Origin of the sequence: Nonomuraea sp. NPDC047529, from assembly GCF_040642995.1 — a bacterium.
Lineage (GTDB): Bacteria > Actinomycetota > Actinomycetes > Streptosporangiales > Streptosporangiaceae > Nonomuraea.
Window position 1 is genome coordinate 1 of the sequence record NZ_JBEYTJ010000083.1, and the last position, 12,169, is coordinate 12,169.

Annotated in this window: 14 protein-coding genes; 8 read left to right on the forward strand and 6 right to left on the reverse strand. The window is 69.6% G+C overall.

Annotated features, from left to right (window positions below; all coding sequences use genetic code 11):
* Positions 1 to 199: 199 nt before the first annotated feature.
* From ABZ815_RS52085 to ABZ815_RS52095, 3 genes are all read right to left on the reverse strand, one after another.
* Entirely contained in the window at positions 200 to 628 is a 429-nt protein-coding gene (locus ABZ815_RS52085; RefSeq protein WP_357710836.1) for a hypothetical protein, read from the reverse strand.
* A 266-nt stretch (positions 629 to 894) separates the two neighbouring features.
* Positions 895 to 1,746 (reverse strand): pentapeptide repeat-containing protein, encoded by an 852-nt coding sequence (locus ABZ815_RS52090; protein WP_357710838.1) that lies wholly within the window; start codon positions 1,744 to 1,746, stop codon positions 895 to 897.
* Positions 1,721 to 2,146, reverse strand: coding sequence for a hypothetical protein (locus tag ABZ815_RS52095; RefSeq protein WP_357710840.1), 426 nt, complete (start codon positions 2,144 to 2,146; stop codon positions 1,721 to 1,723). The genes ABZ815_RS52090 and ABZ815_RS52095 overlap by 26 nt, the downstream gene beginning before the upstream one ends.
* Before the next feature lie 377 nt (positions 2,147 to 2,523).
* Here ABZ815_RS52095 and ABZ815_RS52100 point away from each other — a divergent pair, with 377 nt between their 5' ends.
* Complete coding sequence (locus tag ABZ815_RS52100; protein WP_357710843.1) at positions 2,524 to 2,940, forward strand: hypothetical protein; 417 nt, start codon at positions 2,524 to 2,526, stop codon at positions 2,938 to 2,940.
* Between the two features lie 2 nt (positions 2,941 to 2,942).
* Complete coding sequence (locus tag ABZ815_RS52105) at positions 2,943 to 5,135, forward strand: tetratricopeptide repeat protein (RefSeq protein WP_357710869.1); 2,193 nt, start codon at positions 2,943 to 2,945, stop codon at positions 5,133 to 5,135.
* Here ABZ815_RS52105 and ABZ815_RS52110 read toward each other — a convergent pair.
* The 3 genes from ABZ815_RS52110 to ABZ815_RS52120 all read right to left on the reverse strand — a co-directional run bounded on the left by ABZ815_RS52110 (position 5,132) and on the right by ABZ815_RS52120 (position 8,841).
* The gene (locus ABZ815_RS52110) at positions 5,132 to 5,833 is read right to left on the reverse strand and encodes a recombinase family protein (protein ID WP_357710846.1); all 702 of its coding nucleotides are present in this window, start codon (positions 5,831 to 5,833) and stop codon (positions 5,132 to 5,134) included. The genes ABZ815_RS52105 and ABZ815_RS52110 overlap by 4 nt on opposite strands.
* Before the next feature lie 123 nt (positions 5,834 to 5,956).
* Positions 5,957 to 8,386 (reverse strand): tetratricopeptide repeat protein, encoded by a 2,430-nt coding sequence (locus ABZ815_RS52115; RefSeq protein WP_357710849.1) that lies wholly within the window; start codon positions 8,384 to 8,386, stop codon positions 5,957 to 5,959.
* Positions 8,383 to 8,841, reverse strand: coding sequence for a hypothetical protein (locus ABZ815_RS52120; protein ID WP_357710852.1), 459 nt, complete (start codon positions 8,839 to 8,841; stop codon positions 8,383 to 8,385). The genes ABZ815_RS52115 and ABZ815_RS52120 overlap by 4 nt, the downstream gene beginning before the upstream one ends.
* 246 nt (positions 8,842 to 9,087) lie before the next feature.
* On the opposite strand from ABZ815_RS52120, the gene ABZ815_RS52125 reads away from it, so the two are divergent.
* From ABZ815_RS52125 to ABZ815_RS52150, 6 genes are all read left to right on the forward strand, one after another.
* A complete protein-coding gene (locus ABZ815_RS52125) occupies positions 9,088 to 9,318 on the forward strand; it encodes a hypothetical protein (RefSeq protein WP_357710854.1) in 231 nt (76 codons plus the stop codon).
* Positions 9,311 to 9,985, forward strand: a complete 675-nt coding sequence (locus tag ABZ815_RS52130; protein ID WP_357710856.1) for a recombinase family protein — start codon at positions 9,311 to 9,313, stop codon at positions 9,983 to 9,985. The genes ABZ815_RS52125 and ABZ815_RS52130 overlap by 8 nt, the downstream gene beginning before the upstream one ends.
* 23 nt (positions 9,986 to 10,008) lie before the next feature.
* Entirely contained in the window at positions 10,009 to 10,641 is a 633-nt protein-coding gene (locus ABZ815_RS52135; protein WP_357710858.1) for a hypothetical protein, read from the forward strand.
* A gap of 79 nt (positions 10,642 to 10,720) precedes the next feature.
* Entirely contained in the window at positions 10,721 to 11,455 is a 735-nt protein-coding gene (locus ABZ815_RS52140; RefSeq protein WP_357710860.1) for a hypothetical protein, read from the forward strand.
* A gap of 169 nt (positions 11,456 to 11,624) precedes the next feature.
* Entirely contained in the window at positions 11,625 to 11,792 is a 168-nt protein-coding gene (locus ABZ815_RS52145; RefSeq protein ID WP_357710863.1) for a hypothetical protein, read from the forward strand.
* A 44-nt stretch (positions 11,793 to 11,836) separates the two neighbouring features.
* On the forward strand, positions 11,837 to 12,169 hold a 333-nt coding region (locus ABZ815_RS52150), incomplete at its 3' end, for an RNase adapter RapZ (RefSeq protein WP_357710866.1).

Sequence of the window (12,169 nt, forward strand, 5' to 3'; positions counted from 1 at the left end):
GCTCTTCGGCCGGTCCCGGCCGCCGCCCGCCAGGCAGCGCCTACGATCCCCCCGACAGTCGCCAATCCCTCCAGCAAGTTCGCGGACCTCGCGGACAGACCTACGCGCGCCCGCGATGACCTGGCCAGCCCTGGCGTTTACCGGGCGGCAGCCGAGGCGACACGGGACTACTGAACGACCAGGTGCCGCCGCGCGCAGGTCAGTCAGGCAGGGGAAGGTTGTCTGCCAAGTCGATCAGCTTTTGCTGGTTGGCCGCCGAGGGGACACGGCCCGCGATAGTGCTCGGCATCTGCCAGCTGTGGGCGCCGAAATGTCCTGAGGGCAGTTGGCAGAGCACGGTGTCGTCCGAATCGCCTTGAGGGTCGATTGGCGGACCGCTCGTCTCGCAGTAGCCGGTCTCTTCCTCCAGCGCGATCAGGGAACGCTCGGTGGCCGACCAGCGCAGCCACCAGTCCACACCTCCTGCCCCTCCGGCCTGGCCCAGGGCAAGGTGAGGGCCAGGATGGTCGGCCTGCAACTCGCACTGCAGAGTGTCCACCAGTTCGTGTGCCCCATCTGGCACCTGTGCGAAGTGGACGTACTCGTCTTCGGTCAGCGCGACCTCGGTCGCGCACTCGTGGGAACTCATGTCCCGGCACCCTACGCGCGGGCAGTGACATTTCAGATACAGAGAGTGCTTGTGATGCCGTCCCGTAAACGGTCGTTTGCGGGACGGCACACATGGGGGCTCAGTGGTGGCGGGCGTGCACCTGCTGGTGCACTTGCAGCGGGGTCTACGCGGGAGATCTCCACGTTGAGCTAACGATCGGCGGGGAAGTGCCCGTCCATGATGTCGGCCCCTTCAGGATGAAACCGCCGTGGCCGTCGACAAGCACCGCCTCGCGGCTGGGCGGGTCAACTGGGTAGTGGGGTGCCCTTCCGGCCTCTTGGCCGGACCCGCCACCGGCCGTTCGGCAGTTGGACCGAGGCCATGCGCATACGGTCGGAGAAGGCGGCCGTGGGCCATGTGGTCGCCCCATCCCACACCGCGCCGGCCAGGCGCGTGTCCGCCAGGCGCGGGCGGGTCGAGCGACGGGGAAGCGGCCTTTCGGTCATATCGGTACTGGTGAGGTGGGCACTGCTCAGGTTCGCACCAGTCAGATCCGCGCGGCTCAAGTCCGCGCCGCGCAGGTCCGCGCCCACCAGGATCGCGCCGCTCAGAGTCGCGCCTCGCAGGTCTGCGCCGATCAGGTCTGCGCCGCTGAAGTCCACGTCGATCAGGGTCGCGTCGATCAGGTCCGCACCGCGCAGATTGGCACCGCGCAGGTCCGCACCAGTCAGGTCCTCGTCAGTCAGATCCGCGCTGCGCAGGTCCGCGCCGCTCAGACTCGCGCCGCGTAGGTCCACGCTGCCTAGGTCCTCGTTAGTCAGACCCTTCTCACGCAGGGCCGCGAAGAGCAATTCCGCACCGCGCTCTGAGGCAACCTCGAACGCGTGGAGCCGCTCCTCCAACAGGTCCTCGCTACTCAGGACCTCCTCACCTAGCTCCGTGTCATTCAGATCCTGGCCTGGCTCTGCGTCCGGCGCGATTGTCCGGGAGGGGAAGGTGACGGCCATGCTGTTGGCGGGTGCCGGACGGGCCCCCCCGGCGATGAGCACGCGGGCCCACCAAGGCGAGACGGTTACCCGCAGCCACGGTCGGCGCGGCCGCACGGCACGCGCCAGGCGGCCGAGCAGGGTATCAGGAGGCGCCGGCACGGTCGCCACCTCCGCTCATCTCGACCGAGGCGGCCGCAGGACCGGTCGCCACCTCGGGCACGCTGGAGGACGTTCCGGTCGACTTGCGCACGCTGACCTCTACTCCTCCCAGGATGCCGCGCACGCTGGCCTCGGCGCTCAGACCAAGGAGGAAAGCCGGCCAAGGGCCGCTCATCTGCCCGTGCGCGGCGGCCGCCACAAGTGAGCCGAGCACGCAGGTCCCGCCCAGTACGAACAGGCGCGCCCAGAATCGCTCTCGCGCCTCATCGTCGGTAGTGATCCTGCGGCGCCAAGGCCAGCGGTAACCCGCCGCCTTGACCGCCGCGGACAGCGACACTAACGCGGCAGACCCCCCACCGGCCAGGCCCCACAGGGCGGCCTCTAACGCCCCGAGCGCTTCGGCCTGCATGGCTTGACCGTAGCCCCATCACGCACCGATGCCTACTGATCCGAGCACCCCGGCGGTGCGCTTCGCAATAGCGAGCCCTCATCTGCGACAGCCCTGCTTCGTCGCGCGCGCTACAAACGGCATCGGCCCGACTTGGTCGTGCGGACTGAGGAGAGCGGCGACGAGTCAGTCTTATCGCAGATAGTGAGCCATTATGTGCGGTAACGGGGTCCTGCTCGTCCGCGATGCCTCGGTGACCCCTGCTTGGACGTGCTCGGTATGTGCCGTGATCGCATCGTCGGCTGAGTGACTATTGGTGCTTACCTGCGGTTGCGGCCGGTCTGGTCGCAGGCCGTCGCCGGTTCTACGAGGGGCACACCCAACTGTGAGGGGACGATGTGGATCCGATCGTTTTGGCCGCGGGCACCGCGCTGGTGACGGCCATGGCCACCGACGCCTGGCAATCGGCTCGCGACGGCGCGGTCGCGTTGTGGCATAAGGTCCGTCCCGAGCAGGCCGATGCCGTCGAGGCGGAGCTGGTCGAGGTCCGCGAGCAGGTGCTCGAGGCCCGCCGAGACGGCGATGCCGACACCGAACAGGCGCTGGCCGGGTCCTGGCAGGTGAGGCTGCAGCAGCTACTGCGCGCCGACCCGTCCCTGGCGCAAGAGATCAAACGGGTCCTGGACGAGGTGCTCACCCCGGCGCTGGAGCCAGCCGATCAGGAGCGGATCGGTTCATTGGTGATGAAGGCGAAGGCCAGCGGGCACGGCCGCGTCTATCAGGCCGGCCGCGACCAGACCATCAACGAGCGGTGACCATGTCCTCGGCCCCGCCGGACGAGTCCGGTGATGAGCCGGCCGAGGCCCGGATGCAGGGCACTGCCTCCGAACGAGGCCGGGTGTATCAGGCCGCGCGGGACCAGATCATCAACGAGACGGTGCTGCCGGTCGAGGCGTTGCGGCCGGTCACCGAGGTGGCCGCGCCGCCGCGGCTGGTGAATCTGCCCCGGCACACGCGTACGTTCGTCGGGCGCGGTGATGAGCTGGCCGCGCTGGAGGCGGCGCTGCGGGGTGGGGGTGAGGTGGTGGTGGCCGCGGTGCACGGCCTGGGCGGGGTCGGCAAGTCCACACTGGCCGCGCACTACGCGCTGGCGCAGGCCACAGCTGCTCGCACGGCTGGGCGTGATGCCGCGCGGCGGCTGAATCCGGTGTGGTGGATCACGGCCGATTCCGGCCCAGCGGTGCAGGCTGGCCTGGCCGCTCTGGCGGTGGCGTTGCAGCCGGAACTGGCCACGGCCTTGCCGCTGGAGGCCCTGGCCGAGCGGGCCACCGGCTGGCTGGCCGTGCATGAAGGCTGGCTGCTGGTGCTGGACAATGTCGTCGAGGTGGCTGATGTGCGGCCGTTGCTGGAGCGGACCTTGGCCGGGCAGGTGCTGGTGACCAGCCGGCTGGGCGAGGGCTGGCACCGGCTGGATGCCCGGGTGCTGCGCCTGGATGTGCTGGGCGAGCGTGAGGCGGTCGACCTGCTGGCCCGGATCGTCACCCAGGACCTTGCCCGTGACCTTTCTCAGGACGTCGCCCAGGCTAGCCTCGACGGAGACCTGCCCGACCTGGACGGGGCGGTCGAGCTGGTGCGTGAGCTGGGCTGCCTGCCGCTGGCGATCGAGCAGGCGGGCGCCTACCTGCACCAGACCCGGCTCACCCCGCGCGTCTACCTGACCCAGCTCCACGACCAGCCGGCGGTGATGTACGACCGGGCCGCCCGCGGCGCCGACGCTGAGCGCACCATTGCCCGCATCTGGCGGCTCACCCTGGACCGGCTCTCGGACACCCCGCTGGCAGCAGACCTGCTGCGCACCCTGGCCTGGTACGGCGCCGAGCCGATCCCCCGCACCCTGCTGGACGGCCTGGAGTCCGACACAGCGGAGGTGCAGCACGCCTTGGGCGAGCTGGCCGCCTACAACATGATCACCATCGACGGTGACACGGTCACCGTGCACCGGCTGGTCCAAGCCGTCGCCCGAACACCTGACCCCGACGACCCGCACCGCCGAGCCACCGATATCAATACCGCTCGCCAGCAGGCCACCGCCCTGCTCACCACTGCTCTGCCCAACCAGCCAGGGCATCCCATTGCCTGGCTGGCCTGGCAGGCGCTGCTGTCTCACATAACTGCCTTAGCCGATCATGCACCCCCCGCCACCGACATCGTGAGCACCGCTCGCCTGTTCAATGACACCGGTCTTTTCCTCGACAGCCAGGGTGCCGTTGCTCACGCGATCGACTATTTCCTACGTGCGAGCACTACATACCAGCTGATACTGGGCGCCGACCACCCCCTCACCCTGGCCTCGCGCAACGACCTGGCGGCCGCCTATCGGTCGGCAGGGGATCTGGGCTGGGCCATCCCGCTGTACGAGGCCACCCTGGCCGACTGCGAGCGGGTTCTAGGCGCCGACCACCCCGACACCCTGACCTTCCGCAACAACCTGGCCGAGGCCTACCTGTCGGTGGGGGATGTGGATCGGGCCATCCCGTTGCACGAGGCCGCCCTCGCCGATTGCAGACAGGTCCTGGGCGCCGACCACCCAAATACTCTGACCTTCCGCAGTAACCTGGCCCTCGCCTATCAGGCGGCGGGGGATCTGGGCCGGGCCATCCCCTTGTACGAGGCTACGCTCGCCAACCGGGAGCGAGTCTTGGGCGGTGACCATCCCGCCACCCTGAAGTCCCGCAACAACCTCGCCACCGCCTACTACGCGACGGGGCACCTGAGCCGGGCTATCCCGCTGTTCGAGAGCGCCCTAGCCGGCCGGGAGCGGGTGCTGGGTGCTGATCACGCCGACACGCTGACTTCCCGTAGCAACCTGGCTGCCGCCTATGGGGCGGCGGGGGATCTGGGCCGGTCCATTCCCCTGTTGGAGACCACCCTTGCCAGCTGTGAGCGGATTTTAGGCGCAGATCATTCTTTGACGAAGACGGTACGGGACAACCTGTCGGCGCTCGATTAAGCCCGTCGTATGCAAGCCGTGTCCCCGTGCTGGTGATCGCTATGTGCTGGTGCTTCTTGAGAGGTGCTGCTTTGGCGAAGCTGTCGTAGGTCGGGGATGTGGTTGTACAGCGTCCCTGGGCTGACGCCGAGCAGCTTGGCGATCGAGGTGATCGAGTTGGCCGGGTTGGGCAGCATGTCACGGGCGGCGCGCAGGAGTTCGGGGGTGATGACGGTGGGGCGGCCGCCGGTGCGGCCGCGGGCTTTGGCGGCGGCCAGGCCGTCGCGGGTGCCGGCGACGATGAGCTCGCGGATGAACTCGGCCAGGGCGGCGAAGACGTGGAAGACGAGCCGACCGCCGGGGGTGGTGGTGTCGAGGTTCTCGTGCAGCGAGGTGAAGCCGATCTCGCGGCGGCGCAGTTCGCTGACCATGGTGATCAGGTCGGCCAGCGAGCGGCCATAGCGGTCCAGGGACGGCACGACCAGGGTGTCGCCCTCGGTCAGGAACGCGTGGCAGGCCGCCAGCTCAGGACGCTCGGCGCTCTTGCCGGACTTCTTGTCGGCGAACACCCGCCGGCACCCGGCGGCCTTGAGTGCGTCGAGCTGTCGTTCGAGGTTCTGGCCGGCGGTGGAGACGCGGGCGTAGCCGATGCGGATTTCGCTGCGGTGGGCGGGGAAGGCGGCCAGCGGGTCGGCGGGCAGTTGCAGGGCGTCGGTCACGCCCGCCATCCTCTCAACAAACGGTGCTTGAGGGTTGTTGAACCTCCGGGGTTGTTGAACGAGTTTTTGAAGGCTTTCTGGGGCCTCCGACGCCCGATCTAGCCGATCTTCAAAAAACGATCGTTATCTGAAGAACCATCGCCTCCTCGATTTCGTCTTCGCCGCCTGCGCTGCCCAGCGGGCGAGTCCGTGCTGGGTGGTCAGGGTGTCGGGATGGTCTGCGCCCTGAACGCGTTCGCGGATGGGGAGCAGGGTGGCGTACTGGTCGCGGGCGGCGGCTGCGTCCCCCGCGGTCCCTGTCCAGTAGGCGAGGTGGTGCTGGGTGGTCAGGGTGGTGGGGTGTTCGGCACCCAGGACGCGTTCGCGGGTCAGGAGCAGGGCGGCGAGTTGGTCGCGGGCGGCGGCTGCGTCCCCCGCCATCCCTGTCCAGTAGGCGAGTTCCTGCTGGGTGGCAAGAGTCCCAAGGTGTTCGGCACCCAGGACGCGTTCTTGAACGGCGAGCAGGGTGGCGAGTTGGTCGCGGGCGGCGGCTGCGTCCCCCGCCTCCCCCGTCCAGCGGGCGAGCCCGTGCTGGGTGGCCAGGGTGGTGGAGTGTTCGGGGCCTTGGACGCGTTCGCGGATGGGGAGCAGGGTGGCGTACTGGTCGCGGGCGGCGGCTGCGTCCCCTGCCTGTCCCGTCCAGCGGGCGAGTTCGTGCTGGGTAGTCAGGGTGGTGGAGTGTTCGGGGCCTTGGACGCGTTCGCGGATGGGGAGCAGGGTGGCGTACTGGTCGCGGGCGGCGGCTGCGTCCCCCGCCATCCCCGTCCAGTAGGCGAGTTCGTGCTGGGTGGCCAGGGTGATGGGGTGTTCGGCGCCGAGGACGCGTTCTTCAATGGGGAGCAGGGCAGCGCACTGGTCGCGGGCGGCGGCCGCGTCTCCCGCCTCCCCCATCCAGCGGGCAAGCTGATTCCGGGTGATCAGCGTGGCGGGGTCTTCGACGCCGAGGACGCGTTCGCGGATGGGGAGCAGGGTGGCGTACTGGTCGCGGGCGGCGGCTGCATCCCCCGCATTCCCCATGCAGACGGCGAGGCTGTGCCGGATTGTTAGGGTCTGGGGATGTTCGGCGCCCAGCGTCGCCATCGCGTGGGCGTAGCGGTCTTGCTCGAGTTGGACGGCAGCGGTGTAGTCACCGCTAGAGGCGAGATAGATGGCAAGCCGATGCATGCCGGCGGAGTCCAGCGGCAGCATCCCGCGGGCGTGCGGAAGAAGTGCCTGATAAGCGGGCCAGGTACGGATCGCATCCGGATCGTCGGGGAGCGAGGACAGGATCAGATCCGAAGCGATGCTGTGCGCTTGGTCGCGCTGGGCTGGGGTGAGCTGATGCAAGGTGACGGCCTGGACGAGCCGGTGCACGCTGACCAAGTCCTCGGGCTGACCGGGTACGAGTTCGATGGGACTGCGGGTAAGGGTGATCAGGCTGTAGGACTCCAGCAGGGCCAGTGCCTCCCCGACCTCGAGCTGGTCGGTCTCTGGCAGGCCGTCCAAGACGGAGCTAGGCAGGTTGTCGGGGGCGAAACAGGCCAGCAGGTTCAGCACGTCGATGGCCAGCGGGTTGATGGCCTGGATGCGGAGGTGGCTGAGGGTCAGTACCTTGGCCACCACGCGCTCGGCGTCGCCCCTGGTGGTTGCGGTGGTGGCGTACATGCGGGCGGGGGTGCTCTTCAACAGCTCCAGATATGAAGTCAGGGTCATGCGAGGGGTGCGGGCGATGTAGGCGCCAGCCTGCGTCAGGGCCAGGGGCAGATCCCCCAGTTGTTCGGCCAGCTCTGTCAGCCCGCCCGTGTCAGCCGAGTCTGGAGGGCCGACCAGGCCGGCCAACAGGGCGATCGCGGCCTGGCGGGACAACAGCTCAAGGCGGAGGGGGGTGATGTCCAGATGCTGCCAGCCGATGTTGCGGCGGGTGGTGATCAGTACATGGCCATGGGCCAGGCGGGCCAGGTACGGCTCGACATGGGCCACCTCCTCGACGTTGTCGAAGATGACCAACCATGCCGAGTGCGCGGCCAGCCAGCTCAGCGCCCAGGCGGCGGCTTCCTCCACGGTGGTCTGCTCGGCGGCCACCGAGTCGATGCCGCACGTCAGCGCGCGTGCCAGGGCGGCCAATCCGGCGCGGATCTGGTCGATGCTGTCGGCGTCGATCCACCACACCAGGTCGTAGTCATGGCGGTGGTGGTGGGCATACTGCAGGGCCAGTTCGCTCTTGCCGACGCCGCCCAGCCCGAGCACGGCCTGGCTGATCACGCCGGTCCTCGTCGTGTCATGCAGCGTCTGGCGCAGAGCGGTCAGGGCGGCATCCCGGCCGACGAAGGCCGCTGCAGGGCGGCGCGGCAGGCCCGACAGTCCAGGAGGGACCTGCACGGCGCTGGCCCGGGGCAGCGGTCGCTGTGTGCCCTGGTGGGTGATCTGGGTGATGGTCTGGTCACGAGCAGCCTGGTAGACCTGGCCCTGCTCATCAGCGGCGCCGTCCATTTGGACGTCCGGCAGCTCATAAGGGGCGTCTGGCAGCGTGGTCATCGTTCGTTGATGATCTGGTCGCCGCCCGCCTGATACACCCGGCCCTGCCCGGAGGCCTCGGCCCGCATCTGCACGTTCCGCGCGCCGTCACCAGCCGAAATGAGGCCGGAGTTGTCGCCGCCAAGGGCGACCGCACCTTCGCCCGAAGATGACACCGTGGGTGGCGTGGCCTGCGCCTGTGCCAGGGCGTTCTCGCCGCGCAACTGCGCCCGCAACGCCACCACGGCGACCACCAGGGCGGCCGCGCCCAGCGCCATGCCGGTGAACATGCCGACCACGCCGGCCCGCTGATCCAGCACCTGCAGCACCTGGTCGGGTAAGTGCAGCGGATCGGCGAAGAACCACAGCATCCCGGCCGCTAGGCAGACTGCCAGCACGACGACTGCGGCGATCGCCACGACCCGCCATAACCGCGAACCCGGCGCACGTCCCGCCTCGGGCGACGTCTTCGACATGTTTCCAGGGTGCCCCGAACTGGCGGTAGTGGACCAGAAGTGGCGAAGGCGTTACCGGCCCTCCCAGCTTCTGCGAATCGGTCGTTTGCGGGACGGTCGGCCGGGCCCCGGGTCGTGATCACGTTTCCGCAGGTGCCCGCAAGATCAAACGTCCCGAAACTCGTCCCGGAAGTCAGGGCAAGGAGGTTGAGTTTCGGGAACGTTTTCGGGACAGTAGGAGGGTCGCCCCCATACGAAAGGGATCAGATGGCCGAGCCGGACATGGACCACGTGCACGCGCGCCTGAGCGCCGCACTGCTCCGGATGGTGCCGCCCGACGTCGCCGAGCCGTTCTTCCGCAGCGGCGCCTGGACGGACCTCAGCCCCGCCGAGCAAGCCTTGATCATCGATGCCGACGCCGACATGGACGAGCAAGACCGGCGCCGGCGTCAGCAGGCCCGCCAGGAGCGAGCCGAGAGAGGACGAGCCAGTGAGTGAGCCCGCCGCGCCGTCGAACGCGATCCGCGTCGGCTACGCCCGCGTCTCCACCCGGGGCCAGGACCACGCCGCGCAGCTGGAGCTGCTGAAGGCCGCCGACTGCCGCGACATCGTGGAGGAGACCATCTCCACCCGCCGCAAGGACCGGCCCAAGCTGCAGGCCACCGTGAGCGCGTTGAAGCCGGGCGACACGCTGGTCATCACCAAGCCCGACCGGGTCGCGCGCAGCGTCAAGGAGCTGCTGGTGTTCCTGGAGGACGAGCTCGCGCCGCGCGGCGTCAACCTGCACATCCTGACCGGCATCTGCGCCGGCACCCACCGCCCGGACGGGCAGTCCATCGGCGACAAGATGCTGTTCCTGGTCGCGGCCATGGCCGCCGAGATGGAGCGCGATCTCATCTCCGAGCGCACCCAGGAGGGCCTGGACGCCGCCCGCGCCGCCGGCCGCTTCGGCGGCCGGCCCGCCAAGGTCACCGACGACGTGCTCGCCGCCGCGCGGGCCCGGCGCGGGCGCGGCCAGCCGGTCGCCCAGATCGCCCGCGAGCTCGGGGTCGGCCGCTCGACGCTGTATCGGGCGCTCGAAGGCGATGACCTCGTCCTTGACGGGAACTCCATGACGGCGGCCGCCGTCGACCGGGACCACGCACGTGATGGCGCACGCTCATGACGATCGAACCGAAGGAGCCCGACATGACGTCTGCTGTCCGCAGCGTGCTGCTGCCGGATCTCGACCTCGAACTCATCCATGCGTTGAACGAGCTGGAGGAGCTGCTGCTGACCTACAGCAGCTACGAGTACACCGGCGAAGTCGAGCCCGGCGAGCTGCCCGCCCCGCTCGCCGGCCGCGTCGCGCTGGAGGCCCTGCAGCGGCTGGGAGAGGCGATCGCGCCCACCCAGGGCGAGCGTGCCGTCAAGGCTGGCACCGCCGGCCGTCTGCTGGCCGGCAACGGCAGCTACGAGCTCGTGCCGCTGCGTCTGGTCGAGGTCGACCAGACCGACGTCGACACCCTCGCCGCAGCCGCCCGAGTGCTCGGCGATCCGCACGCCGGCCAGGCCGTACGCGACGGCCTGGAGGACGGCCGCGCCAGCCTGCCTGCTGGCGAACTGGTCAAGCGCGCCGCCCAGCTGGCCGGGCTGCTGGACCTGGCCGACACCGACGACACCACGATGCTCCGTGAGCGCCTGGCCGCTGCCACCCCCGCCGACGACGTCGTCCTCACCGGTGCCGAAGAGGACGCCTACCGGCGCACTGTCGACCGGCTCAACGCCATGTGGGCGCTCGGCGATCCGCTCGCCCGCTTCATCTACGACGGCCGCCGCTGAACGCCAGCTCCCGCACCCGGCCATCATAAAATGACAAGATAGCCTTACGTTTTCAAGAAAGACAGTTACTCTTGTCATTATGAGTCCTTGGGAGTTGTCCGAAGAGGACAGCGAATCGATCTACGACGCCCTGCACAGCGCTGCCAGCGCCCTGGCCGACCAGCACGGCACGCCAGCCCCCGACGTCTCCGACGCCCCGCCCCGCCAGCGCGCTGACCGCCACCTGTCCATGCTCACCGCGCTGACCGCCATCCAGGCCCACGTGGAGGACGCCATCCACGGCGCCGCCAGCGCCGCAGGAGCAACCGGCGCGATCACCTACGCCGACCTGGGCACCGCGGCGGGCATCACCCGGCAGAGCGCCCGCACCCGCTGGCCGGGCGTCATCCCCGACGCCCGGCCCGGCCGGCCCCGCGCCGCGCTGACCCTGGAGGACGTCGGCCCACACTGCGAGCACGGCCGCGACTGCAGCCAAGACGGGGCGTGCTCACAGACCGGCTACGTCGAGTCCTGGTGCCGGACCACCGGCTGCCCGCTCTGTGGCGAGATGCTGGAAATCCCCTACGGGGCCCGCGCGATCCTGATCGGCACCGCCCGCACGCTCGACGATGTCCGGATCCAGCCGCTGCTGTCCGATGCCGAGATCTTGGGAGGATCCGACCGGGGCCTCGACGTCGCCGAGCGGGCCGAGATCACCGCCTACTGGGAGCGCTATCCCCTGGTGCGCCGGGCGGGCGACCCGCGCGTCATCGACACCGACCGGCGGCAGGAAGGCCGGGCACGGGCCCGGAGCCTGTTCGGCATGAACTCCTGATTCCTCCAATCCCGCGTCAGGCCCGATCCGGAAAGGACCGCCCAGGCGTCCGAGAACCATGACTCCGCGTTCGCTGCACGGTCGGCGTCCGCGACGCCCAAAAGACGCCAGGCCGGGCTCCTTCCCCGGCCTGGGAAGGAGAGGAGGCCACCAGGTGGACGGAGACGCCATGGATCGTGTCGCCGTGGCGCTGCTGCGCAAGCTCAAGCCCGAGGTCCAGGCCGAGTTCCTGGCCAGCCCCGAGTTCCGGGAGCTCCCGGACGCCGACCGGCAGCGGCTGTATGAGCTCGACGCCGTCCTGTCGGAGACCGAACGCTGGCGGCCCCGGCGCCGCTGACCACGCTGACCAACCCGCCCCAACCCGAGGAAGGACACAGCATCATGGCACTCACGCTCATCTCGTTCGGCTACCTGCACGGCCCGCCGCCCAAAGCCGACCGCGTCGAGGACGTCCGCCGGCGCCTGCGCGACCCGGCCGCCGCCCGCAACGGTGGCATCCTCGACCTCGACGGCCGCGACGAACGCGTCCAGCAGATCGTGCTCGGCACGCCAGGCGCCGCCGAGCTGGTCGACAACCTGGTGGCCTACGCGATGCTGCCCGCGGGCCCCCGCAGCATCGCCATTGGATGTGCCGGCGGCAAACACCGTGCGGCCGGCCTGGTCGAGATCCTGGCCGCCCGCCTGCGCGAGCACGGCCAGGTGGTCGACGTCGAC